This is a genomic window from Clostridium sp. M62/1 (assembly GCF_020736365.1).
GTDB classification, from domain to species: Bacteria; Bacillota; Clostridia; order Lachnospirales; family Lachnospiraceae; genus Otoolea; species Otoolea saccharolyticum_A.
Genome location: NZ_CP085988.1, coordinates 835,292 through 858,999 on the forward strand (window position 1 = coordinate 835,292; position 23,708 = coordinate 858,999).

The 23,708-nt window shown below is 51.2% G+C and carries 22 protein-coding genes and 1 pseudogene; 17 read left to right on the forward strand and 6 right to left on the reverse strand.

Features of this window, described 5'->3' with window-relative positions; translation table 11 throughout:
• Window positions 1-21 precede the first annotated feature (21 nt).
• The 3 genes from LK436_RS04390 to LK436_RS04400 all read left to right on the forward strand — a co-directional run bounded on the left by LK436_RS04390 (window position 22) and on the right by LK436_RS04400 (window position 3,569).
• Window positions 22-957, forward strand: a complete 936-nt coding sequence (locus LK436_RS04390; RefSeq protein WP_044930714.1) for an ROK family protein — start codon at window positions 22-24, stop codon at window positions 955-957.
• A gap of 15 nt (window positions 958-972) precedes the next feature.
• The gene (locus LK436_RS04395) at window positions 973-1,881 is read left to right on the forward strand and encodes a MurR/RpiR family transcriptional regulator (RefSeq protein ID WP_021966710.1); all 909 of its coding nucleotides are present in this window, start codon (window positions 973-975) and stop codon (window positions 1,879-1,881) included.
• A gap of 164 nt (window positions 1,882-2,045) precedes the next feature.
• Complete coding sequence (locus tag LK436_RS04400) at window positions 2,046-3,569, forward strand: 4Fe-4S dicluster domain-containing protein (protein ID WP_008396389.1); 1,524 nt, start codon at window positions 2,046-2,048, stop codon at window positions 3,567-3,569.
• Between the two features lie 131 nt (window positions 3,570-3,700).
• Here the strand turns inward: LK436_RS04400 and LK436_RS04405 are convergent, their stop codons facing one another.
• The 5 genes from LK436_RS04405 to LK436_RS04425 are packed head-to-tail and all read right to left on the reverse strand — an operon-like array spanning window position 3,701 to window position 8,646.
• Window positions 3,701-4,090, reverse strand: coding sequence for a NifB/NifX family molybdenum-iron cluster-binding protein (locus LK436_RS04405; protein WP_008396388.1), 390 nt, complete (start codon window positions 4,088-4,090; stop codon window positions 3,701-3,703).
• A gap of 44 nt (window positions 4,091-4,134) precedes the next feature.
• Complete coding sequence (locus LK436_RS04410) at window positions 4,135-6,162, reverse strand: extracellular solute-binding protein (protein WP_008396387.1); 2,028 nt, start codon at window positions 6,160-6,162, stop codon at window positions 4,135-4,137.
• On the reverse strand, window positions 6,162-6,995 hold the full coding sequence (locus LK436_RS04415) for an ABC transporter permease (protein ID WP_008396386.1): 834 nt from the start codon (window positions 6,993-6,995) through the stop codon (window positions 6,162-6,164). Before LK436_RS04415 ends, LK436_RS04410 begins: the two co-directional genes overlap by 1 nt.
• Entirely contained in the window at window positions 6,988-8,064 is a 1,077-nt protein-coding gene (gene potA, locus LK436_RS04420; protein WP_015574627.1) for a spermidine/putrescine ABC transporter ATP-binding protein, read from the reverse strand. The genes LK436_RS04415 and potA overlap by 8 nt, the downstream gene beginning before the upstream one ends.
• 48 nt (window positions 8,065-8,112) lie before the next feature.
• Window positions 8,113-8,646 carry a helix-turn-helix domain-containing protein gene (locus tag LK436_RS04425; protein WP_008396383.1) on the reverse strand — a complete coding sequence of 178 codons (534 nt, stop codon included), beginning with the start codon at window positions 8,644-8,646 and terminating at the stop codon, window positions 8,113-8,115.
• A 430-nt stretch (window positions 8,647-9,076) separates the two neighbouring features.
• Between LK436_RS04425 and LK436_RS04430 the strand changes: the two genes are divergently transcribed.
• From LK436_RS04430 to LK436_RS04475, 11 genes and pseudogenes are all read left to right on the forward strand, one after another.
• Window positions 9,077-10,258 carry a lactonase family protein gene (locus LK436_RS04430; protein WP_008396381.1) on the forward strand — a complete coding sequence of 394 codons (1,182 nt, stop codon included), beginning with the start codon at window positions 9,077-9,079 and terminating at the stop codon, window positions 10,256-10,258.
• Between the two features lie 163 nt (window positions 10,259-10,421).
• Entirely contained in the window at window positions 10,422-11,660 is a 1,239-nt protein-coding gene (gene aroC, locus LK436_RS04435; protein ID WP_008396380.1) for a chorismate synthase, read from the forward strand.
• 149 nt (window positions 11,661-11,809) lie between these two features.
• Window positions 11,810-12,391 carry a TIGR01440 family protein gene (locus tag LK436_RS04440; RefSeq protein WP_008396379.1) on the forward strand — a complete coding sequence of 194 codons (582 nt, stop codon included), beginning with the start codon at window positions 11,810-11,812 and terminating at the stop codon, window positions 12,389-12,391.
• Window positions 12,392-12,556: 165 nt separating this feature from the next.
• Complete coding sequence (rlmD, locus tag LK436_RS04445; protein WP_008396378.1) at window positions 12,557-13,984, forward strand: 23S rRNA (uracil(1939)-C(5))-methyltransferase RlmD; 1,428 nt, start codon at window positions 12,557-12,559, stop codon at window positions 13,982-13,984.
• Between the two features lie 410 nt (window positions 13,985-14,394).
• A complete protein-coding gene (locus LK436_RS18490) occupies window positions 14,395-14,997 on the forward strand; it encodes an MATE family efflux transporter (protein WP_008396375.1) in 603 nt (200 codons plus the stop codon).
• Complete coding sequence (locus LK436_RS18495; RefSeq protein WP_008396374.1) at window positions 14,984-15,682, forward strand: MATE family efflux transporter; 699 nt, start codon at window positions 14,984-14,986, stop codon at window positions 15,680-15,682. Before LK436_RS18490 ends, LK436_RS18495 begins: the two co-directional genes overlap by 14 nt.
• A gap of 96 nt (window positions 15,683-15,778) precedes the next feature.
• Window positions 15,779-16,411 (forward strand): TetR/AcrR family transcriptional regulator, encoded by a 633-nt coding sequence (locus LK436_RS04455; protein ID WP_008396373.1) that lies wholly within the window; start codon window positions 15,779-15,781, stop codon window positions 16,409-16,411.
• A gap of 120 nt (window positions 16,412-16,531) precedes the next feature.
• A pseudogene (locus LK436_RS04460) lies at window positions 16,532-17,740 on the forward strand (cation:proton antiporter); the annotation flags it as partial.
• A 39-nt stretch (window positions 17,741-17,779) separates the two neighbouring features.
• Complete coding sequence (locus LK436_RS04465; RefSeq protein WP_227910202.1) at window positions 17,780-18,376, forward strand: AAA family ATPase; 597 nt, start codon at window positions 17,780-17,782, stop codon at window positions 18,374-18,376.
• Between the two features lie 256 nt (window positions 18,377-18,632).
• Window positions 18,633-18,977, forward strand: coding sequence for a TIGR04076 family protein (locus tag LK436_RS04470; RefSeq protein ID WP_008396370.1), 345 nt, complete (start codon window positions 18,633-18,635; stop codon window positions 18,975-18,977).
• Between the two features lie 207 nt (window positions 18,978-19,184).
• A complete protein-coding gene (locus LK436_RS04475; protein ID WP_008396368.1) occupies window positions 19,185-20,045 on the forward strand; it encodes an EamA family transporter in 861 nt (286 codons plus the stop codon).
• Between the two features lies 1 nt (window position 20,046).
• Here the strand turns inward: LK436_RS04475 and LK436_RS04480 are convergent, their stop codons facing one another.
• Window positions 20,047-20,463 carry a MerR family transcriptional regulator gene (locus tag LK436_RS04480; RefSeq protein WP_044930712.1) on the reverse strand — a complete coding sequence of 139 codons (417 nt, stop codon included), beginning with the start codon at window positions 20,461-20,463 and terminating at the stop codon, window positions 20,047-20,049.
• Window positions 20,464-20,884: 421 nt separating this feature from the next.
• On the opposite strand from LK436_RS04480, the gene LK436_RS04485 reads away from it, so the two are divergent.
• From LK436_RS04485 to LK436_RS04495, 3 genes are all read left to right on the forward strand, one after another.
• A complete protein-coding gene (locus LK436_RS04485; RefSeq protein ID WP_008396365.1) occupies window positions 20,885-21,643 on the forward strand; it encodes a carboxymuconolactone decarboxylase family protein in 759 nt (252 codons plus the stop codon).
• Between the two features lie 84 nt (window positions 21,644-21,727).
• Window positions 21,728-22,873 (forward strand): iron-containing alcohol dehydrogenase, encoded by a 1,146-nt coding sequence (locus LK436_RS04490; protein WP_008396364.1) that lies wholly within the window; start codon window positions 21,728-21,730, stop codon window positions 22,871-22,873.
• A gap of 138 nt (window positions 22,874-23,011) precedes the next feature.
• Window positions 23,012-23,707, forward strand: coding sequence for a flavodoxin (locus LK436_RS04495; RefSeq protein ID WP_008396363.1), 696 nt, complete (start codon window positions 23,012-23,014; stop codon window positions 23,705-23,707).
• Window position 23,708 lies beyond the last annotated feature (1 nt).

Genomic DNA, 23,708 nt, shown 5'->3' on the forward strand with positions numbered 1-23,708 from the left:
TTTCAGAAAGGAAATAAGTGTATGAAACGATATATCTGCATCGATGTGGGAGGCACCTCCATCAAGTACGGCCTGTTAAATGAAAAGGCAGAATTCCTGATGACAGGGGAGACAGCTACGGATGCTCTGGCCGGCGGGCCTGCGATAATGGAAAAAATATACCGGATTATCGATGAGGTGAAATCCGGGGAGGCCCTGAACGGGCAGATCTCAGGAGAAATTGCCGGAATCTGTATCTCCACGGCAGGGATGGTAGACGAAAAGGCAGGTACGATTCTCCACGCTGCGCCTCACCTGATACCGGATTATACGGGAATGAGGGTGAAGGAGCTGATAGAGGAGAAATTTCACCTGCCCTGTGAGGTGGAAAATGACGTGAACTGCGCAGGGCTTGCAGAAGCGCACTTCGGAGCGGCCCGGGATGCAGGGATCAGCCTCTGCCTGACCATAGGAACGGGAATCGGAGGGGCTATCGTAATAGACAAAAAGGTATTCCACGGATATTCCGGGAGCGCCTGCGAGGTAGGCTATATGCACATGATGGGGAGCACGTTTCAGGAGATTGGTGCCAGCCGTATCCTGACCAGGAGGGTGTCACAGCGGAAGGCTGAAAGAGAGCCGAAGCTGGCGGAGAAAATCAATGGGAAATGGATTTTCGAGCACGCCAAGGCAGGCGATCCGGACTGTGTGGAGGCCATCGATGAGATGACTGACGCTCTGGGCATGGGAATTGCGAATATCTGCTACGTTCTGAATCCCCAGGTGGTAGTGCTGGGAGGAGGAATTATGGCTCAGAAGGAGTACCTGTATGGGAGGATCCGAAAGGCAATGGACCGGTACCTGATCCCCGCAGTATCAGAACATACGAGACTGGCCTTCGCTGAGAACCAGAATCAGGCAGGAATGCTGGGGGCCTGGTGCCATTTTATGAGCCGCCATGGCGGCCTCCCGATGTAGACAGGAGTGATGATTATGGGAAAGAAGACCGTCGTCCCTTTTATTGAATCGTCCTATCACACCTTTACTCCCATGGAAAAGGTAATCGGCGATTTCTTTATTCACAATACTGAGCGCGAAAATCTGGCAGCGAAGGCGGTAGCAGAACGCCTTTTTGTCTCAGAGGCTTCCCTGTCCAGGTTTGCAAAGAAATGCGGTTATAAGGGCTACAGGGAATTTCTCTTTTATTATCTGGACAGCTTTGAGGAGCAGAGGACAGAGGAAAAGGCCAACGACACCACCAAGCATGTGCTGGAAACCTACCAGGAGCTTCTCAGCAGAACGTATGCCGTGGTGGACGAGTCGCAGGTAGGCCGTTTTCTCGATCTGCTTCTGGCAAAGAAGAGAATCTATATATACGGAAAGGGCAGTTCCGGTCTGGCGGGAGAGGAGATGCAGTTTCGCTTCATGAGGATAGGCGTCAACGTGCAGGCCATCACAGACAGCCACCTGATGAAGATGCACTCGGTTCTCGTATCAGATGAATGCCTGGTGATCGGCATCAGCGTCAGCGGACAGACGGAGGAGGTAATCCATTCGCTGAAGGCGGCCAAGGCCCAGGGGGCCAGGGTAGTTTTAATGACTTCCAGAAGGGATCGGAGCTTTGACGCCTTCTGCGATGAGGTGCTTCTCTTTGCGGTGAAAGAGCACATGGAAAACGGAAGAGCCATTTCCCCTCAGTTCCCTATTCTCATTTTGGTAGATATTCTCTATTCTCACTATATGCAGAGCGACCGCTTCCGCAAAGAGGCACTGCACGAACTGACTATGGATGCTCTGCAGAATACCGGGAAAGGCAAAAAGGACAGGGAAATTCTGGAAGCGGGGGCAGACAAAAAGGAGAGGAAAAGAGGCGGAGAGGAAGCCGAAACCTGGGAAAGGTAGAAAAAACCTGTTAAAATGTGGATTGTATGCAATTAAAAACTTGCTATTTTGTCCGGAAATGCGTTATATTCTTAACGGTTCAGGCATATAGAGGGCATGAAGCGCCCTTTAGCAAATAAAAACCATCAAACAGAGTATGAGGAAAAGGACAGAGAGGTTACAGTATGAGAGGAGTAGAAACACGAATCCAGGAAATCAGACACAGGATTTTCCGCGAAGTAGCACGCATGGCCTATCACACAGAATGGCCGGTGGACAAGAGAATTGAGGAGCTTCCCTACAAGATTATCCCGGGAGAGGTAGGAAACTTCAGAAACGACGTCTTCCTGGAGAGGGCAATCGTAGGCGAGAGGCTGAGACTTGCCATGGGCCTTCCCTGCAGGGGAGCCGGCGAGCACGCGCCGCTGTCTGACAATATTGAGGCGGCTGACAGGGCCGAGACCTATTACACGCCGCCGTTAATTAACGTAATCAAATTTGCATGCAACGCCTGTCATGAAAAGCGCGTCTATGTGACAGACGGCTGCCAGGGCTGTCTGGCCCACCCGTGTGTGGAGGTGTGTCCCAAGGGAGCTGTCACCCTGGATCGGACAAACGGACGCTCCTACATTGATCAGGATAAGTGCATCAAGTGCGGAAAGTGCAAGGAGGTCTGCGGATATAACGCCATTATCGTTCAGGAGCGCCCCTGCGCTGCTGCCTGCGGCATGGATGCCATCCACTCCGACGTGAACGGAAAGGCTGACATTGACTATGACAAGTGCGTTTCCTGCGGCCAGTGTCTTGTAAACTGCCCATTCGGAGCGATTGCAGATAAGTCCCAGATCTTCCAGGTCATCAGGGCGATTCAGTCCGGTGAGCGTGTGTACGCTGCTGTGGCGCCGGCGTTTGTGGGACAGTTCGGCCCGAAGGTAACACCTGGAAAACTCCGTGCAGCCATGAAGGCTCTGGGCTTTGCCGATGTATTTGAGGTGGCGATCGGAGCGGATCTTTGTGCAACTCAGGAGGCCATTGATTTTGTGAAGGAAGTGCCTGAGAAGCTCCCGTTTATGGCAACCTCCTGCTGTCCGGCCTGGTCCATGATGGCCAAGAAACTGTTCCCGGACTATGCAAACTGCATTTCCATGGCCCTGACTCCTATGACTCTGACAGCAAGGCTGATCAAGAGCAAGCACGAGAATGCCAGGGTTGTATTTATCGGACCGTGCGCTGCAAAGAAGCTGGAGGCCATGAGAAAGAGCGTCCGCAGTGAGGTGGATTTCGTTCTGACCTTTGAGGAGATGGCGGGAATTTTTGATGCAAAGCATGTGGATATTGAGAATATCGAAGAAGATCCGGACGGTGTAAATGACGCCTCCACAGACGGACGTAACTTTGCCGTAGCCGGAGGCGTGGCCAAGTCCGTGGTGGACGTTATCAAGAACCGGTTCCCGGATCGGGAGATCAAGGTGGCCAACGCAGAGGGCTTAAAGGACTGCCGCAAGCTCTTAACCCTGGCAAAGGCAGGAAAGTACAACGGCTATCTGCTTGAGGGAATGGCCTGCCCAGGCGGATGTGTGGCCGGAGCAGGAACCATGCAGCCGATCAAGAAGTCTCAGGTTGCAGTAAACCAGTATGCGGCCAAGGCAAAGCACAAGACCTCCAATGAGACGGAGCATGTGAAAGAGTTGGACAAGCTGGTTGACTAAAAAACAGAGAGAAAGAATAAGCGCAGCGCCGGACAGGCATCTTTTAAAGCCTGTCCGGCGCTGCGCTTGTTTACTCTTCTTACCTGCCCTGCAGGAAAGTTCCTGTTGGGCAGATAAGCAGAAGGAGAAGTTTAGAAGCACTGGGTGCTGCCGCAGGCGCTCACGTTTCCGTTGCTCTCCCCGTCTTTCTGTTCCCTGCGGCTCTCCTTTGTCTCAAAGTGGAGCTGGCCGTTCAGAAAGCTCTCCACCTGGGCGTCCGCCTCCCCGTAGGCGCCTCCCATGACCTGGATCTTTGCATCCTGCAGGTTCAGAAGCGATGCCACTCCGATATTTCCGCAGATGACTACGTTGACACCCTGCTCCCGAAGGCTTTCAGCAGTCTGCGCCGGCGTGCCCTGGGAGATGGTCACGAGCCCGGAGGACAGGATGTCGAAATCATCCACCGTGTAAATCTTAAAAAGGGAGGCCTCATTAAAATGCTGAAAGACAAGGCCGTCTGCATAGGGAATTGCTATCTTCATAAAAAACTCCTTTCTTCGCCTAAAATAAGAGCTGTTTCTGCCGCCTACTGAGATTTTACCTCTTTCCAGAGGTTATTGTAAATCATATCCACCGCATCGCCGAGATACTGGAACACCTCGGAATTTTCCAGCTTGTCCGTGTCAGGAAAGAGAGCCTTGTTATTCTGGATTTCCGGTTCCAGAAGCTCCTTTGCCGCCTTGTTTGGGGTGGCATAGGTAATGTATTCAAAATTTTTCTTGGCAATATCAGGTCTGCACAGGAAGTTAATCCACTTTTCTGCATTTTCCTTATTTTTCGCATTTTTCGGGATCACCCAGGCGTCAATCCAGATATTCGTTCCCTCCTCCGGGATCACGTATTCCAGGCTGTAATCCAGATTCTGTCTGGCAACCTCCTCCTGGATAAAGAGCATCTCGCCGGAGTAGATGACGCCCACGGCAGCCTCGCCGCCGATCATCTTGTCTCTCACCTGGTCAATGACGTAGGCCTGTACGAGGGGCTTCTGGGCAATCAGCAGATCTCTTGCCTGGGCAAGCTCTCCCTCGTCTGTGGAGTTCATGGAATATCCCAGGGATTTGAGAGCTACCATGAAGGCGTCCCGGACGCTGTCCTGCATGAGAATCTCGCCCTTGTAGGCCGGATCCCACAGATCCGCCCACCTGGATGGGGGCTGTACGCCCAGCTCCTCGATCCGCTTTGTGTTGTAGAGGATACCCACCGTTCCCCAGGTGTAGGGAACCGCATACCGGTTTCCGGGATCAAAGCTCTCGGACTTTTCCAGATACTGACTGTCAATGTTCTTAATATTTGGAATGTTGTCGTAGTTGAGCTCAGCCAGAAGGCCGTTCTCCGCCATTTTCTGGATCATGTAGTCAGAAGGACAGACCACGTCATAGCTTACGCCTCCGGCCTCCACAACGGGATACATTTCCTCGTTGGTCTCAAAGAGGTCATAGGTAACCCTGATGCCTGTCTCCGCCTCAAATTCCTCGATGACAGACGGATCAATGTACTCACCCCAGTTGTACACGTAGAGCTCATTCGCCGGCTTTGACGTATATCTGATGTAGGTGGTAAAGCAGACAACGGCCACAATGGCGAAGGAGGCAGCGGCCAAAAGCCCTTTCTTCAGATGCGGGCCGGAGATTTTCCTTCCCTTATCTGCGCTTTGCTGCATGTTCTTCTGCGGTTTCGCTCCACTCTCCTTCGGAGCAAAGTTGGTAATCAGAAGGAGGGCCAGCACGGTCACGAAGATGATCGTGGACAGGGCGTACATGGAGGGCTTGATTCCCCTTCTCACCTCGCTGTAGATCAGGGTGGACAGGGTGTTGATGCCTGCGCCTCTGGTAAAGTGGGTGATGATAAAGTCGTCCAGGGACAGGGTAAAGCCCATCAGAAAGCCTGACAGCACGCCGGGCATAATGTCCGGAAACACTACCTTGAAAAATGCCTGAAGCGGGTTTGCGCCCAGGTCCAGGGCAGCCTCGTAGGTGTAGCGGCTGGTCTGCCGAAGCTTGGGCAGGACGCTTAAAATGACAAAGGGCAGGTTAAAGGTAATGTGGGCAATCAGGATAGTCTTAAAGCCCAGGGAGATTCCAAAGGCAATGAAGGTGAGCATCAGGGAAATACCGGTCACGATCTCGGAGTTTAAAATCGGGATATTGTTGATGCCCATGGTGATGTTTTTCGGAACCCGCTTCATGCTGTTGATGCCCAGGGTTGCCAGAGTTCCGAGGATGGTGGCCGCCAGGGCTGAGATGAAGGCGATGAGCAGCGTGTTGTAGAGGGCATCCATAATAGACTGGTTCTCAAACATCTGCGCGTACCACTTTGTGGTAAAACCGCCCCAGATGGTTCTGGACTTGGAGTCGTTGAAGGACAGAACCATCATGGTGAAAATCGGGGCGTACAGGAAAATCAGGATGATCACCAGGTAAAAATCCTGAAAAAACTTCCGAAGCCTTCTCTTCCAGAGATGGGAGCTGTTTTTTGTTTCACCGGAGGAAGAGATGACGTCCGCCGCCGCAGTATTTATCATTTTATTTTCATTTACATTTAATTTTCCGTTCATCAGAATGCAGACCCCTCCCCGTTTTTATCGTATTTGGCGATGAGAGCCATACTGATCAGGATGAAGACCATCAGCACCAGAGAAAGGCCTGAGCCCAGGTGCCAGTTGCTTCCCTTTGTAAATTCCTGCTCAATGACGTTTCCGATGAGCAGGATCTTGCTGCCTCCAAGGAGATTGGAGATAACAAAGGTGGTGAGGGCAGGCACGAACACCATGGTGATGCCGCTGATAATTCCCGGAAGGCTTAAGGGAAGCCAGATGTGGATTAATGTCTGGAAGCTGTTGGCGCCCAGATCCTTTGCGGCGTTTATGGTATTGTCGTCGATCTTGATCAGCACGTTGTAGACCGGAAGCACCATAAAGGGCAGGAAGTTGTACACCATGCCCAGCACGATGGCTGCCGGAGTGTTGATTATCGCGATATTCGGCAGGTGGAGTGCGGACAGAATTCCGTTGATCACACCATTTTTTTCAAGCAGCGTCTGCCATGCCAGTGTTCTCAGAAGAAAGTTCATCCACATAGGCAGAATAAAGATAAAGACAATGAAGCTGCCCCGGCCGATGTTCTTCTTCCTCAGAATCATGGCCAGCGGATAGGCCAGAAGCAGGCAGATTGCCGTGCTCAAGAGGGAAAGTCCCAGGGAGAGAAACAGAGCCTTTGCGTGCTCCGGCGTGGCGATGGACAGCACGTTGTCCAGGGTGAAGGAGCCGGAGGCGTCCGTCAGTCCGTACCATGCGATTAGAAACAGGGGGATGATGGTAAAGCCGGTCATCCAGATCAGGTAAGGCCCTGCCAGGTACTGTTTCAGTGATTTTCTGTGTTTCCTATTCATCGATTCCCACGGCCTCCTCGTCCTCAGAGGCAGGCTTGTTCATGATCTGGATGTCGAACGGCTCCACATGGATGCCTACCTTTTCCCCAACCGGGAACATGTCTGTGCTGTGAACCAGCCACTCGTAGCCGTCAGGAGTTGTTACCTCCATCTCATAGTGGACGCCCTTGAAGATCAGGTGGGTGACTGTGCCCTGAAGGGTTCCGTCCTCCGGCTTTACCAGGTCGATGTCCTCCGGCCGGATTACCACGTCCACCGGCTTGCTGTTCCCGAAGCCCTTGTCCACGCAGGCGAATTTCGCCCCGGCGATCTCCACCAGCTCGTCGTGGATCATGAGGCCGTCGATAATGTTGCTCTCCCCGATGAAATCAGCCACAAAGGCGTTCTCCGGCTCATTGTAAATCTGCTCCGGGGAGCCCATCTGCTGAATATAGCCCTGGTTCATGACGACGATGGTGTCGGACATGGTGAGGGCCTCCTCCTGGTCGTGGGTGACGTAGATGAAGGTGATTCCCAGCTCATTTTTCAGCCGGATCAGCTCATACTGCATATCCTGGCGAAGCTTCAGATCCAGGGCGCCGAGGGGCTCGTCCAGAAGCAGGACCTTCGGCTCGTTGACAATGGCCCTGGCGATGGCAATTCGCTGCTGCTGGCCTCCGCTTAAGGAGTCCACGGTTCTGTTCTCAAAGCCGTCCAGGTTTACGAGCTTTAAAGCATACCTGATTTTATCGTCAATGTAGGCTTTCGGCTTTTTCTTGATTTTCAGTCCAAAGGCGATGTTTTCTGCAATGCTCATATGGGGAAAGAGAGCATATTTCTGGAAAACCGTGTTGAGCTGCCGTTTGTTGGGCGGCACGTTTGTGATGTCCTGCCCGCCGAAGATCACTCTTCCCTTATCCGGCGACTCAAAGCCTCCGATAATGCGCAGGGTAGTGGTCTTCCCGCAGCCGCTGGGGCCCAGCAGGGTGACAAATTCATTTTCCTTGACAGACAGGCACAGATCGTCCAGGACAATCGTGCCGTCATAGCTTTTCGTAATATTTACGAGATCAATCAGTGGCTGACTCATTTCCAAATCCTCCGTAAAGTTAGTAAGCAGGCAGCTGCCCGCATCCTCCTAAAAGCTGGGCGGTGAGCTGACCCAGAGAAGGGAGGCTCCGCTTCTGCTCTCAATATAGTGGGTTTTGTCACTTGTAAAATAGAAGGATTCTCCCTTCTTTGCCTTAAAAACCCGGTTTCCCAGATGGATGGCTATGCTCCCGCTTAAAACATACCCGAACTCCTCGCCTTCGTGGGGGGAATCGGGACAGCTTGCGCCTCCGGCCTCCAGTGTCAGGAGAATGGGCTCCATGCAGTTTTTCTGGGCATTGGGAACGATCCATTTGACCGTGTTCTTAAGCTCTCCGTCCTCTTTAATAAAGAAATCATTTTTTCCAAATACAATCTGCTCGTCAGCAGTTTCCGCAAAAAACTCTCCGATGGTTGTGCCGAGGCACTGAAGAATGTCCATCAGCGTTGCAATGGACGGAGAGGTGAGATCGCGCTCCACCTGCGAGATGAAGCCCTTGGACAGCTCGGCTCTGTCGGCCAGCTCCTCCTGCGTAAGTCCCTTGAGGACTCTCAGCTCCTTTAATTTTGCTCCGATGCTCAAATGCCTTCCCTCCTTCGTTTTGCTGCGGCCCTGTCTGCGGCACGCTCTGTCTGTGTCACGGTGCTGCTTCGTCTCCGGCGTTTTTCATCTCCGGTGCTGCTTCGTCTCCGGTGTGTTTTATCTCCGGTGCCGCTTCATTTCTGGCTCTGTTTCGTCTCCGCTTCTTAGCCGGCGCGCTCTTTGCCTGCGCCGCCTGGAAAACAGGAGCGCAGGTTGTATGATAATAAGTTTAAAGTTTATTATTGCTAAATGAATGTAAAAATAAAAATAAAGTTTACTAATAATAAACAGACAGCAACTATCATTATACATGGTTTTACCAGGGTGTCAACCATTATTCGACACGTATCTGTCAGAAAATGACAGGTTCCCGAATAAGGTCTTTGAGGTTCACAAACCGTAAAAACTGTGCTATTATGTGTTTATCAAAATGGCTGATTTGAGACGGCGGTTTGGCCTTGACGGTTTTGCCGGGCAAGGCGGAGGACTGCTGCGGCCGGAAGGCTTGGTAGAGCCGGCAGCTGCCGGCATGTTAGGAGGAGAACGTATTATGACAGGCAAGTACATGGCTTACGTGGGATCTTATTCCTACAATGGACAGGCAAAGGGAATTACAGTTTACGATGTAGATGTGAAGAACGGATACTTTAAATACAGATGCGAGATGGAGGTGGACAACGCCTCCTACCTGACTGTGTCCCACGACGGCAGGACTCTGTATTCCATTGCAGACGAGGGTGTGGTATCCTTCCGTATCCTTCCAAACGGGGGGCTTGCGCGTTTAAACAGGGCCAGCATCAAGGGGATGAGGGGCTGTCATCTGGCCACGGACGAGGAGGACAAATTTATCTTTGTATCCGGTTACCATGACGGAAAAGAGACTACCCTCCGCCTGAACCCGGACGGCTCTGTGGGGGAGATTGCGGACAAGGTATTCCACAAAGGTCTGGGAAGCGTGGCAGAGAGAAATTTCAGGCCTCATATCAGCTGCACCAGACGGACGCCGGACGGAAAGTTCCTGATGGTGGCAGATCTGGGAATCGATCAGGTGAAAATCTACCGATTCGACGGGGATAAGGGAACCATGACGCTGGTGGATGCCCTGCGCTGCGAGCTGGAATCTGCTCCCAGACAGTTTATTTTCAGCCAGGACGGAAAATATTTCTATTTAATGTACCAGTTAAAGAATACCATCGACGTGTTCAGCTATGAGACAGGCGAGAGAGTCCCGGTCATTGAGAGAGTCCAGACCGTTTCCTCCACAGGGGATGCACCGGCCGGCCAGCTTACGGCAGCCTGCGCCATCCGCATGTCGCCGGATGACAGGTACCTCTACTGCAGCAATGCAGGGGACAACAGTGTGAGCATCTACAGGAGAGATCTGGAAACGGGACTTCTCACCCTGATATGCTGTCTCCCGATCAGCGGAGACTATCCGAAAGATATTGCCGTTTTCCCGGATCAGAAGCATCTGGCCAGCATCAATCACGCCAGCGGTACGATCTCCTTTTTCAGTGTCGACTATGAGAACGGGCTTCTGATGATGAATCACCGCTCCATCGAGGTCAATGAGCCCAACTGCTGCGTGATCACAAAGATTCCAAAGGAATAGTACGAAAAGGACGAAGGCGGCGAAAGGCAGAGAAAGAAAGTGCCGGTCAGGCTGGAGAAGCAAGCCGCAGCCGTACAAGGCCCGGCCGGCAGAGGAAAAAGAGGACGGAAAAGAGAATCAGATAGAGAAACACGGCAGTGAGAGGCAGGAGGCAGAATTACAGATGGCAGGATCAATATTTGGCACGATTCTTATGATGACAACCTGGGGAGAGTCTCATGGCCCGGCGGTGGGCGTGACGGTGGACGGCTGCCCGGCGGGGATAGCGCTCTGCGAGGAGGATATCCAGGCATATTTAGACAGGAGGAAACCGGGGCAGAGCAGATATTCCACAAAGAGAAATGAGAGCGACCGGGTGGAGATCCTGTCCGGCATCTTTGAGGGAAGGACGACGGGAACTCCCATTTCCATGATGGTCAGGAATCAGGATCAGCGTTCCAGGGACTATGGAGAGATTGCATCCTGCTACAGGCCAGGACATGCAGACTATACCTTTGACGCAAAATACGGCTTTCGGGACTACCGGGGAGGCGGACGCTCCTCAGGCCGGGAAACTATCGGCCGCACGGCGGCGGGAGCCGTAGCGGCAAAGATTCTGGGGGAGCTGGGGATTTCCGTAAAGGCATATACCAGGCAGATAGGGCCTGTAAGCATATCGCCGGAGCGTTTCTGCCTGGAGGACAGGGAGAAAAACCGCCTCTATATGCCGGATCAGGAGGCTGCCAGGGAGGCAGAGCAGTTCCTGGAGGAGAAGATGGCACAGAAAAATTCAGCCGGAGGGATTGTGGAATGTGTGATTTCCGGCGTTCCGGCAGGCGTGGGGGAACCTGTCTTTGAGAAGCTCAGCGCCAATCTTGCCAAGGCCGTCTGCTCCATAGGAGCTGTGAAGGGTTTTGAGATCGGCGACGGCTTTGCCGCCGCAGCCTCCACAGGAGCCGAAAATAACGATGCGTTCAGAGTGCTTCGTGAGAAAGAGATTTGGGCGGAGGAGATTCGTGAGGAAGGGCCTCAGGAGGAAGAGATCCTGGATAGGGAGATCCTGAGGGAAGAGTCTCAGAAAGCCGCAGAGAGAAGAAAAGCCTGCCCGGAAGAAATGCGGGGAGGAAAGAGGATTGTAAAAGCGACGAATCATGCCGGCGGAATCCTGGGAGGAATCAGCGACGGAAGCGATATTGTATTCCGGGCTGCATTTAAGCCGACGCCGTCCATTGCATCCCCTCAGCAGACCGTGAACAGGGACGGCGAGGAGATTGAGATAAGCATCAAGGGCCGCCATGACCCGATCATTGTCCCAAGGGCAGTGGTTGTGGTGGAGGCCATGGCCGCCTTCACAGTGGCTGACATGATGCTGTGCGGAATGGGCGCCAGGATGGATCGGGTGAAGGAGTTTTACGCAAGGTAAGCGGACGGCGCAGCCGTGAATTTGTCTGCCGTCTGCAGTGTGGGAAGATGCCGGTTTCGCGGCATCTTCTTTTGGATATGGGAATGATGCGAAAGACAGTGAAAGACAGTGAAAGACAGAGAAAGACAGAATGAAAGGAGAACAGGCATATGTCAGTTAAGGGAGTTGCAGAGAATCCCACAGACAGGGAGGAGATTAACAGGATAAAGGAGCAGACGGCTCAGGTGCTTCGGGAGCTTCTCGACGCCGCCGTGATGAAAGAGGGACAGATACTGGTGGCAGGCTGTTCCTCCAGCGAGATAGAGGCCCATCGGATTGGCTCTTATTCCAGCGAGGAGGTTGGAAGAGCTGTGTTTGAGGTGATTTACGGGGAGCTTAAAAGCAGGGGCATCTATCTGGCTGCCCAGTGCTGTGAACACTTAAACAGAGCGCTGATTGTGGAGGAGGAGTGTGCCCTGAAATACGGGCTTGAGATGGTCAATGTCGTGCCGCAGCTCAAGGCAGGAGGCTCCTTTGCCACTGCCGCCTTTGCGGGATTTGAGAATCCGGTGGCTGTAGAGCGCATACAGGCCCATGCAGGAATTGACATCGGCGATACCCTGATCGGCATGCATCTTCGCCCCGTAGCTGTTCCGGTGAGAACCTCCCTGCGGGAGATCGGAAGCGCCCATGTAAACTGCGCCAGAACGAGGCTTAAATACATCGGCGGAGAGAGGGCAAGGTACAGGTAGAAGGAGAAAATAAGAGAGGGAAAAGAGAAGAGACAGGGAGAGCAGAGAAAAAGTGGATGGAAGCGGCCCGGAGAAAGCTGAAAGAGTGACAGCTGGCCAGGGGGAGACGGATAAAACCGAAAAGGGAGATGCGAAAAAAGGAAAGGATACGAAACGAGCGTGGAGATGAAGAAAAATGACAGGTTTATACTTGATATAGAGGACATGGGAGAAAACGGGGAGGGCATTGGACGTCTGGACGGCTATATCTGGTTTGTGAAGGATGCGGTGATCGGCGACCGGATTGAGGCAAGCGCAATGAAGATGAAAAAAAACTTTGGCTTTGCCCGCCTGGTGCGCGTGATAGAGCCGTCCGCCTGCCGGGTTGAGGAAAAATGTCCTGTGGCCCGCCGCTGCGGAGGCTGCCAGATGCAGGCAGTGGCCTATGAGGAGCAGCTGCGGTTTAAGGAGAGGAAGGTATACAATAATCTGAAGCGGATCGGAGGGCTTTCCGGGCTTCTGCTTCCAGAGGAAAAGGGGCAGGAGAACCTGAAGGGTACTGAAAAGAAGAGGGAAGAGACAGTCAGAATGGAGCCCATTATCGGGATGGAGGAGCCCTGGCGGTACAGGAATAAGGCTCAGTTTCCCTTTGGAAGGGATAAGGACGGCAGGATTATAGCAGGGTTCTATGCGGGGAGGACCCACTGCATAGTGGAAAATGAGGACTGCCTGCTGGGTGTGGAGGAAAACAGGGAAATTCTTGATATTATCAGGAATTTCATGAATGAATATAAGATTGAGCCGTACAATGAGGAACTTCACAGGGGACTCGTGCGCCATGTGCTGATACGAAAGGGCTTTCGGACGGGAGAGCTTATGGTGTGCCTGATTCTAAACGGCACAGAGCTTCCGAAAAAAGAGATTCTGGTGGAACGGCTGCTGAAAATTGCCGGAATGACCAGTATCTCCTTTAACATAAACAGGGAGAAAACCAACGTGATCCTTGGAAAGGAGATTGTGAATCTCTACGGGCCGGGATATATTACCGACTATATCGGGAATGTGAAGTACAGAATCTCCCCCCTCTCGTTTTATCAGGTCAATCCGGTGCAGACGGAGCGGCTTTACGGGACGGCTCTGGAGTATGCCGGGCTGACGGGAGATGAGACTGTGTGGGATTTGTACTGCGGCATAGGGACAATCTCCCTGTTTCTGGCCCAGAAGGCAAAACAGGTGTACGGCGTGGAGATTGTGCCCCAGGCGATAGACGACGCGAGGGGGAATGCCGAAATCAATGGAATGGAGAATGTGGAATTCTTCGTGGGAAAGGCCGAGGAGGTTCTGCCGGAGCAGTATGAGAAAAACCAGGTGTATGCGGATGTGATTGTGGTGGACCCGCCGCGGAAGGGGTGCGATGAGAAGTGCCTGGAAACCATCGTCAGGATGGGGCCGAAGAAGGTGGTGTATGTAAGCTGCGATTCCGCTACGCTGGCCAGGGATGTGAAGTACCTTGGAGAGAAGGGGTATGAGGTGAAGAGAGTACGGTGTGTGGATATGTTTCCGCAGTCGGGGCATGTGGAAACCGCCGCCCTATTGACTCAGGCCGAACGGTAATCAACGAAACCTGTCATCCGCCGGGCTGTCCGTGACTGAACGATTCTGTCCGGAAAGTCACCGGCGGAGCAGCATTTTCCGGTAAAGAGGCCCGCCGCAGGCGAAACAGCCATACTTAATATGAAATATTCAGCTTTATCAGAGACAAAAGCTGTCCAGAAACTCTGGATGTCAGCTGGCTTCTGCCGAGACATCTTTCTGAAATCACAAATCACATCTTTTGGAATAATCCCAAAATATAAACATAATACTGAATATAATATTGACCGTATGGTCTATAAGCGATAATATACATTTATAGACCGATCGGTCAATAAAGCGCTTTCCTTTCAGCCGTCAATGGTATCTGTGAACACAGAAAGATTACTGAAATTTGACAACCGTTTTGTCTTGAAATGTAGGTGAGGGAAATGACGAAAAATAAGAATATCCAAAAAGAATCTATTTTGTCTTCTGTAAAACCTTCCAAAGCGATTATCGATTTGGCGGTTCCTGCAATACTGGCATTATTGGCAAAAGCTGTCTATAACATTGTTGATACGGTGTATATCGGTATGCTGGGCAGCGACACTGCCCTTGCAGCAGTGGGAGTGACTCTGCCGCTGCTCCTCATTATGGTCTCTATAGAGAATATTTTTGCTGCAGGGGCCGGTGTTCTGGCGGGCAGGCAGCTGGGAGCCAACGACAGAGAGGCAGCCAGCCGCACGGTTACGACGATTGTGGGATTTTCCATGATGATTGGTGCCGGATTGTGTATAACAGGTCTTATTTTCATGGAAGTGCTGCTGCGGGCCTTCGGCGCATCTGATGCTGTGCTTCCTCAGGCCAGGGACTATGCGTTCTGGAATTACTGGAGCTGCGCTGAACGTAATCCTGGATCCCATATTTATGTTTTCGTGGGGACTCAATATGGGTGTCGAGGGCGCGTCTCTTGCAACTACCGTTTCACAGTGTGTTACCTTTGTTATTTTAGTGATTTTTTATGTGGGAGGCTTCTCTGTGATTCAGCTTAAACCGAAATACTTCAAAATTTCAGCAGGCCTGATATGGGAGGTTGTCTCAATAGGAATCCCCACGGCAGTTATTCAGATATGCCTGGCAGCTGCTGCCTCTCTGACTAATATAGCGGCAAAAACCCTTCCGGATTCCGATTTGATTATTGCAGCGTACGGCGTTGTCCAGAGGCTGGTTTTGATTGGATGTTATGTGATTATGGGATTTATGCAGGGATATCAGCCGGTAGCCTCCTATGCCTTTGGCGCAAAAAACAGGGAGCGGTTCAGACAGTCGGCAAGGTTTGCTCTGCAGGGTTCCCTGGTTTTAACTGTTGCGGTGGCAATATTCTATATTGTGCTGGCGAAGCCTCTGATTCTGCTGTTTAACAGAAATCCATTGGTCGTTGACTACGGGAAATGGCTGCTGATTTCACAGGTGGCTCTATATCCGGCATTTGGCCTGTGCTACATGATGACTATTACATTTCAGACAATCGGCTCCCCGCGGATGGGACTGTTTCTGTCGCTTATCCGCCAGTGTCTGTTTTACGTGCCCTTTATCCTGATACTGCCGGGCATGCTGGGAGTGAAAGGGATATACTTCTCTCAGCCGGCGGCTGATATTTTAACAATCATTGTATGCGTCCTCCTGTTTAATACTATGAAGCGGAGCATTTCAAAAAATATGGGAAATGATATGTAAGGGGGCAAGTAAAGAACAGGGGATTGACTATGGGGTCTGTTTGGCATAAACTATTATTGACCACATGGTTAATAATAAGAATAGAGGGGTGCAGACATGAGAAAAGAGGAGAAGACGAGACGCACTTACGAGAGAATCCTGTCTGCCGCAATAGCAGAATTCGGGACAAAGAGTTATGACAGCGCTTCCCTGACGACACTCTGCAATGAGAACCAGATCTCCAAGGGGCTGGTATATCATAACTTTAAGAATAAAGATGAATTATATTTAAAGTGCGTAGAAAAATGCTTTTGCGAGATGACCGCATATTTCCGGCGCATGGAATCGAAAGCCGGAAGTATGGGGGAAAATATACAGAATCTCCTGAACATGCGGCAAAAGTTTTTTCAGGAAAATCCGTATTACTGCAACATATTTTTTAACACAGTTCTCCAGCCGCCGGAGCACCTGCGCAGGGAAATCGGTGTACTCAGACAGGGGTATGATAAATTTTATACAGACTATTTCAGGGCGCTTCTGCAGGAGGTACACCTTAGGGAGGGAATCACAGCCGACACGGCCATGGAGTATTTTATGATATTTTTCGAGATGTTTAATGGCTATTTTCAGAGTAAATATTATGGAAAAAAAGATATGCACGCATTGATGGAGGATCACGAAGTGAATGTTTCTAAAATTCTCGATATTATGCTGTATGGGGTTGTAAAGCAGGAGGAGGGAAAAACCTAGGGAAACAGAGCCGGCATAAACCGCGCTGATAAGGCACACGCTCGCCTGGGGGTTACGGGCAGACATTTAAGAAGGATAGAAAAATGACGATATTTTAAGCTAACCTGGAGGATTGGAGACATGATATTACTGGTAATACGCCTGTTGGCAACAATGATACTCGCATTTCTGGCAGGAAAACTTATATCAAAATTAAAGCTTCCGTCTATATTAGGGTGGCTGATTGCGGGAATGATTCTGGGTCCCCACGCAGTTTCTCTGATGAATCAGGAAATACTGGATTCTCAGTGGTATCAGCTCATTATACACGTTTTAGAGTGCGCTGTGGGTCTGATGATTGGCACGGAACTGGTGTGGAATAAGATCAAACGCTCCGGAAGGGCGATTGTGATTACGACTTTCACACAGTCTGTCGGAACCTTTCTGATGGTATCGCTTGTTTTTGGAATTGTATTTTATGTCCAGGATATTCCCCTGTACCTTGCCTTCCTGTTCGGCGGTATCGCTCTGGCAACAGCGCCTGCGCCGGCACTGTCTATTGTGCGTGAATTCAAAACAAGCGGGCCTGTGACTAATACGCTGATCCCCATGGCGGCGCTGGATGATATTATCGGCTGTATTATTTTCTTTACAACCATAGCCATAGTGGCGGGAAACCTCTCGGCAGGGGAGCTGCCGGCGTATATGATTGCACTGGTTGTCATCCTTCCTCTGGCCATAGGAGTTGTGACGGGACTTTTGGCCGGAGTTATTTTAAAGAAGGAGCGAGGTTCTTCTGTCACGCTGGTTCTTCTGATTGGCAATATTCTGATTGCGTCAGGTGTTGGATTCCTGTTCAATAATGTGGTAATGCCAAAGCCGGTTTTGAATTTCATGCTGATTGGCATGGCGTTTTCTGCAACTTTCTCCAATATGGTAACAGAGAAGCGGCTGGAACAGATCATGGATGGCTTCAATACGATTCTGGGTGTAGCGATGATCATTGTGATCCTGAATTTAGGTGCCCCCCTGGATTACCACCTGATCATGGGAGCAGGGCTGTTTACCGTGATTTATATTGGAGCGAGAACATTCGGCAAATATTTCGGCGCTTATTTCGGCGCCAGCATCACGAAATCTCCGGCAGCTGTGAAGAAGTTTCTGGGACTTACGCTTCTGCCCCATTCAGGTGTATCCCTTGTGTTTACAGGTATCGCGGTTTCCGTACTGAATACGCCGGCTCCTGAATGTGCCAGAATTATTCAGGGAACAATCGCAGCGGCTGCGGTGATCAACGAGATTATTGCTGTTATTGTTGCCAAAAAAGGTTTTGAATGGGCAGGAGAATTCGCAAGAGACAGCGCTTTATCAGGTATGCCTGAAGAGAGCATGAAGCATACGGTTATCACCATCAGCAGGCAGCATGGAAGCGGCGGAAGAGAGGTTGGAAGACAGCTGTCCGAACGCCTGGGGATTCCATTTTATGATCATGAGCTGATTGAAATGGCAGCGAAGTCCAGCTCCATAGATAAGAGCTTTTTTGAAAATGCCGACGGAAAAGGCGCCGGAGGCTTCCTGGATGAGCTGGCAGCAGGTGTGCATCATGATCTGTCACTGAGTGATAAGGCATTTCTGCACCAGTCCTCGGTAATTCGGGAAATTGCAAGTAAGGGCGGATGCATTATCGTAGGGCGGTGCGCAGACTATGTGCTCAGAGATCGGGCGAATGTGTTAAAGGTTTTTGTCTATGCGGATTTAGACAGCCGCAAAGAAAGAATTGAACATATATACAAAGAAGAAGATGAGAAGGCTCTCAGCAGCATCGAGAAAACAGATAAGAAGCGTGCGTCCTACTATAAATTTTACACCGGCCAGAACTTCGGGGAGGCCAAAAACTATGACATCTGCCTGAACAGCAGCCTTCTGGGAATCGAGAAATGTGTAGAAGTGGTTCAGTCTGTCTATCTGAAACAGGAGAGCAGATAAACCATATCAGGATGTATAGCAGTTTTAGTATATTCCAGGAGTATAAATTCCAAAGCTCTTTTCCCATTGCAGCTTTCTGAAGAAATGGTATAATGACTGTAAAACAGTCATTATACCTGCGCCGAGCCGCTGGCGCCCGAAGGGAGCCGAAACACTACTGCGGCGAGTGCGCATCCCTCGGAGAGAATAGCATATCCGGAGGATATGGTATAACAGACAGCAGAAATCATCAGCTGATATGTGATGGAGTGATAAGATGAAGAAGGTAAAAATTACAGTTTTAAAAACCACCCTGGATGAAGAGCTGGCAAAGGAATATGGAGCTGAGGGGCTGACAGCCTGTCCGATGCTTCGGGAAGGGCAGGTTTTCTATGCGGATTATGCAAAGCCGGACGGATTTTGCGACGAGGCGTGGAAGGCGATTTACCAGTACGTGTTCGCGCTGGCCCACGGAGCCGGCAGGGAAGTGTTTTACTATGGGGACTGGATCAGAAAACCGGGGATTGCGATCTGCAGCTGCAATGACGGCTTAAGACCGGTGATTTTTAAGCTGGAGGCTACAGACGAAATATCTGAGCTGGACTATACGCCGGTCCGCTGAAATTCTGCCGGCTGCCGTGACAGCACAGAAAACGGGAGTGTCTGGCAGGACGCAGAAAAACAGGGCAGAAAGAACGGGCAGCTGCAGGAGCGCAGCTGCTCTTTTGCATGGCGGAGAGATTCGCTCCGTCCGGCAGTCCCCTTTGAAGGGAGGAGAAGCCGGATAAAGACAGCCGGCTGATACAGAGAAAAGGAGAAGGGATGGCATATGTGGCTTTGTTTTGCAGTTGGTTCGGCATTTTTTGCCGGGATTACGGCAGTTCTGGCCAAGATCGGGATTCAAACAGTTAATTCTACCCTGGCCACCGCCATACGGACGGCTGTGGTGCTGATTTTTTCCTGGCTCCTGGTGTTTATGGTCGGTTCGCAGGCTCAGATCCTGCAGATTACAGGGACAACGCTGTGCTTTTTGATCTTGTCCGGACTCTCCACAGGGGCTTCCTGGCTGTGCTATTTCAGAGCCCTTCAGCTCGGGGATGTAAACAAGGTGGCGCCGATTGATAAGTCCAGTACGGTTTTGACGATTCTTCTGGCCTTTCTTCTGTTAGGAGAACCGATTTCCGCAGCGCAGGTATTCGGTGTGCTGGGAATCGGCATCGGCACGCTTCTTATGATCTCCAAAAAAGAGGAAGAAAAGGACAGACCGCAGCAGAGGGGGTGGCTGGCCTTTGCTGTCCTGTCTGCGCTGTTTGCGAGCCTGACCTCTATTTTCGGAAAAATCGGCGTGGAGCATATAGAATCGAATCTGGGAACGGCAATCCGCACCCTTGTGGTGCTGGTTATGGCATGGCTGATGGTTTTCCTCACAGGGGAACAAAAGAAGATCAGAATGATTGACGGGAAAAGCTGGATTTTCCTGTTTCTTTCGGGAATTACCACAGGGCTGTCCTGGCTGTGCTATTACCATGCACTGCAGGACGGCCCGGCCAGCGTCGTAGTTCCCATTGATAAGCTCAGTATTGCAGTGACTATCGTATTTTCCGGCATCGTCTTAAAAGAACGGCTGAGCCGCAAAGCCGCGGCTGGCCTTCTGCTGATTGTGGCAGGAACAGGAGCAATGCTTCTGTGAGCTATGCTCCCTGTCCCTGCTCCTCTGGAGGGATCAGATTGCTGATATAAGGGCGTTTCCCTGACAGCACCTCATCGTAGAAATTCTGTTTCCAGTCAATATAGGCAACGCTTTCCTCCAGCTCCCGGATGGAGTTTCGCAGAGCTTCCTGCTTTTTAGTCAGCATTTCTTTCCTCCGGGGGATCGTAGCCTGTCCCTGAAGGCATAAGGCCAGATATTCTTTCATTTCCTGGATGCTCATATTGCATTTCTTCAGACATACAAGATCCTTAATCCATTTCAGATCACGCTCATCAAAGACGCGGCGGTTGTTTTTATCTCGCTTGACGTTGGGAATCAGGCCCTCGTTGCAGTAAAATTTCAGCGCCTGATAGGTCAGATCCGCCTCTCTGCACACCTGCATCATGGTATATAACATGGTATCCTCCATTCTCTGCAAAAATCAGACTGATGTAAACGAACGAACACTTTCAAAGCATTTCACTCTACATTTCACAAAAGATTCACAAAATAAGCTGTAAAAAAGTCTTGACCGATTGTAACAACCGGAAACTATAATCGATAGTAAAGAGCGATTGAATCAATCGGATTATATCATGTTTCCGGATTCTGCGCAAGAAATAGCAGAGGGGAGCGTCCCTTACTGGCGGCAGCTCAGCTTTGCAGAACCCGACAGACGGTCCGGAGGGCGCTGCACGAAAATACCGGAGATACTCAAGAGAACCCCAAAGGACTCCAAAGGATCCAGGAGAACCTAAAAGTGCCCCGGAGAGCTCCAAAGTAACCCGAAGAACCCCGAAAACATAGAGTCAGATATCAGACAGAGGTGAGTTAGAAGAATGAATCATGAGACAAGAGAAAGACTGGGAAAACGATTTAAAGGCGCTGACAGCAGCCTGAGTGCTTCCGATCCGGAATGGGTGGAGATTGTGGTGAATTTTTCTCAGAATGAAGCGGTAAAGGAGAGCCGGCTGACAGAGAAGGAGCGGATGCTCTGCATTCTGTCGGCTCTGCTGGGCTGCCAGGGGAGAGGAGAATTCCGAAATATGCTCCACGCAGCGCTCAATGAAGGGATCGACCCCGTTGCAGTCAGGGAGGTTATTTATCAGGCTACAGCTTATCTGGGGATCGGCAGGATATATGACTTCCTTGAAGAGGCAAATCAGATTATGGAGCAGCATGGGATCAAACTGCCCCTTGCTCCCCAGGCGACTGTGGATGAAAACAGCAGATTCACAGAAGGCCTCGCCAAGCAGGTAGAGCTGTTTGGCCCGGATATGGCCAGGGTGCAGACAGAGGGGCCTGCTCTGCGCCGAACTATCAACCGCTGGCTGGCGGACAACTGCTTTGGGGATTACTACACCCGCGCCGGGCTGAATGATCAGGAGAGGGAGATGATCACCTTCTGTTTCCTGATGGCCCAGGGCGGATGTGAAAACCAGCTCAGAGGGCATACTGCAGGAAATTTCGGTGTGGGCAATGATAAGGAGAAGCTGTACAGCGTCGTGGAGCAGTGTATGCCTTATATCGGCTATCCCCGCTCCCTGAACGCTATGGGGATTATTGACGAAGTGTCAGCTCAGTGGGCGGGAAAATAGAAACTGCCGTAGGGGCATGGAAAGAGCGCCAGCCCAGGTCTGGCGACAGAATGTGAAGAAAATGAAGAAAGCGAGGAATGAACGGTGAAAGACTTTGTATTTTCTTATCCTACCAATGTTTACTTTGGAGAGGGGGCTGCCAAAAAGGCTCTGAAGTCGGAACTGTGCAGCGCGGGCAGTACGGTCATGGTAGCCTACGGAAGAGGTTCTGTAAAAGAAAACGGGATCTATGATGAGATTACAGCCATCCTGAAGGAGATGGGGAAGCGAGTTGTGGACTTCTCCGGCATCATGTCCAACCCCACCTATGAAAAGGTACAGGAGGGCGCCGCGCTGGCGAAAAAAGAGAAGGCAGACTATATTCTGGCAGTGGGCGGAGGTTCTGTTATCGACTGCTGCAAGATCATCGCGGCTCAGGCAAAAACAGAAGAAGATATCTGGGAGATGGAGTTTGTCCAGGGAAGGTTTCCGAAGGATACAATCCCTCTCGGGGCAGTTGTCACTGCTTCCGGAACGGGGGCAGAGATGAACGGGGGCGCCGTGATCACCAATGAGGAGCTGCAGATTAAAACCGGCGTGATGGCCTGCGCTCCCCGGTTCGCAGTGCTGGATCCCTCCTACACCCTGTCAGTGCCCGCCATGCAGGTGATTTCCGGGGCATTCGACACCCTGAGCCATGCCATGGAAACTTATCTTGGCCAGTCGGACGAGGATAATGTGTCTGATGATGTGGCACTGGCAGTCATGCGGAACACGGTTGTGAATATGAGACGCTTACTTGCCGATCAGAACGACCTGCAGGCCCGGGGCAACCTGATGTGGGACTCTGCCATGGCTGAGAACGGCATTCTGAAGGTGGGCCGGCTGACGGATTTCCAGACACACCAGATGGAGCATCAGCTGGGAGCATTTACAGACTGCAATCATGGCCAGGGGCTGGCTGTCATCCACCCGGCCTACTACCGCCATATCGTCAGGGATGCAGAGGAAAAGTTTACCCGCTTTGCCAGAGAGGTGTTCGCAGTCCAGACAGCCGAAGAAGGAATTGAGGCGCTGTCATCCTTTATCAGGGAGTGCGGTCTGCCCACAAAACTCAGGGAACTGAAATCCAGAGTGGAGATTACGCCAGAGGTGCTGAGAAAGGTTGCGGATACCTGCAATATCATCAAATGCAATCCCCGTGAGCTCAGCAGGGATGAAATCTACGATATTTTGCTGGAATGCCTGTAAGCTTCCGGGATGAATCAGCATAGATATATCGCCATAGATAAATCGGCATAGATAAAACAGCATAGATAAAACAGCATAGATGAATCAGCACAGAGAAGTCAGTATAGATAAATCAGTATAGAAAGCGGGGATGCGAATATGTTCAGAAAAATAGCGTGCCTTATGATGGCCGCCGTGATGATATTCTCTCTGTCTGCCTGCGGGAAAGCCCGGCCAGAGGACGGCGAGATCTCCGTCTCCATAGAAGAGACACCCGGTGGACAGGTGCCTGATGGACAGGAGAAGGATGCGCAGGAACCCGGGACCTCTTTGGATGAAACAGAGGCAGCTCAGCAGGAGCAGACTGCTTCCGGTACAGGAAATACACTGGTCGTGTACTTCTCCTGGTCTGGAAATACAGAAGAAATGGCCTCCTATCTGGCCGAACAGGCGGGGGGAGAGCTGCTGGAGATAGAGCCTGCAGTTCCGTATCCGGAAGACTACAGCGAATGCGGGGATGTTGCCAAAAATGAGCGTGACGAAGATGAGCGTCCTGCCATCGAAAACCTGCCGGAATCCCTGGAGCAGTATGATACCATCCTGGTGGGCTATCCGATCTGGTGGCACACAGCGCCCATGATAATAGGGACATTTTTAGAGAGCTATGATTTGACGGGAACCGATATCTATCCATTCAGCCAGTCAGCATCTATGGACACAGAGCAGTTTGAAAATTCCATGGATTTTGTGCGGGAGAGCGCGGGAAACGCCAATGTCCACGAGGGTCTTTTTGCAGAACCCTCCGACACGGAAGCCATAGACAGGTACCTGACAGAGAATGGGCTCATTCAGTAAA

Coding starts and splice junctions, on each gene's coding strand:
- LK436_RS04390 (WP_044930714.1), top strand. CDS start 22: ATGAAACGATATATCTGCATCGATGTGGGAGGCACCTCCATCAAGTAC.
- LK436_RS04395 (WP_021966710.1), top strand. CDS start 973: ATGGGAAAGAAGACCGTCGTCCCTTTTATTGAATCGTCCTATCACACC.
- LK436_RS04400 (WP_008396389.1), top strand. CDS start 2,046: ATGAGAGGAGTAGAAACACGAATCCAGGAAATCAGACACAGGATTTTC.
- LK436_RS04405 (WP_008396388.1), bottom strand. CDS start 4,090: ATGAAGATAGCAATTCCCTATGCAGACGGCCTTGTCTTTCAGCATTTT.
- LK436_RS04410 (WP_008396387.1), bottom strand. CDS start 6,162: ATGAACGGAAAATTAAATGTAAATGAAAATAAAATGATAAATACTGCG.
- LK436_RS04415 (WP_008396386.1), bottom strand. CDS start 6,995: ATGAATAGGAAACACAGAAAATCACTGAAACAGTACCTGGCAGGGCCT.
- potA (WP_015574627.1), bottom strand. CDS start 8,064: ATGAGTCAGCCACTGATTGATCTCGTAAATATTACGAAAAGCTATGAC.
- LK436_RS04430 (WP_008396381.1), top strand. CDS start 9,077: ATGGCTGATTTGAGACGGCGGTTTGGCCTTGACGGTTTTGCCGGGCAA.
- aroC (WP_008396380.1), top strand. CDS start 10,422: ATGGCAGGATCAATATTTGGCACGATTCTTATGATGACAACCTGGGGA.
- LK436_RS04440 (WP_008396379.1), top strand. CDS start 11,810: ATGTCAGTTAAGGGAGTTGCAGAGAATCCCACAGACAGGGAGGAGATT.
- rlmD (WP_008396378.1), top strand. CDS start 12,557: ATGAAGAAAAATGACAGGTTTATACTTGATATAGAGGACATGGGAGAA.
- LK436_RS18490 (WP_008396375.1), top strand. CDS start 14,395: ATGACGAAAAATAAGAATATCCAAAAAGAATCTATTTTGTCTTCTGTA.
- LK436_RS04455 (WP_008396373.1), top strand. CDS start 15,779: ATGAGAAAAGAGGAGAAGACGAGACGCACTTACGAGAGAATCCTGTCT.
- LK436_RS04465 (WP_227910202.1), top strand. CDS start 17,780: ATGAAGCATACGGTTATCACCATCAGCAGGCAGCATGGAAGCGGCGGA.
- LK436_RS04470 (WP_008396370.1), top strand. CDS start 18,633: ATGAAGAAGGTAAAAATTACAGTTTTAAAAACCACCCTGGATGAAGAG.
- LK436_RS04475 (WP_008396368.1), top strand. CDS start 19,185: ATGTGGCTTTGTTTTGCAGTTGGTTCGGCATTTTTTGCCGGGATTACG.
- LK436_RS04480 (WP_044930712.1), bottom strand. CDS start 20,463: ATGTTATATACCATGATGCAGGTGTGCAGAGAGGCGGATCTGACCTAT.
- LK436_RS04485 (WP_008396365.1), top strand. CDS start 20,885: ATGAATCATGAGACAAGAGAAAGACTGGGAAAACGATTTAAAGGCGCT.
- LK436_RS04495 (WP_008396363.1), top strand. CDS start 23,012: ATGTTCAGAAAAATAGCGTGCCTTATGATGGCCGCCGTGATGATATTC.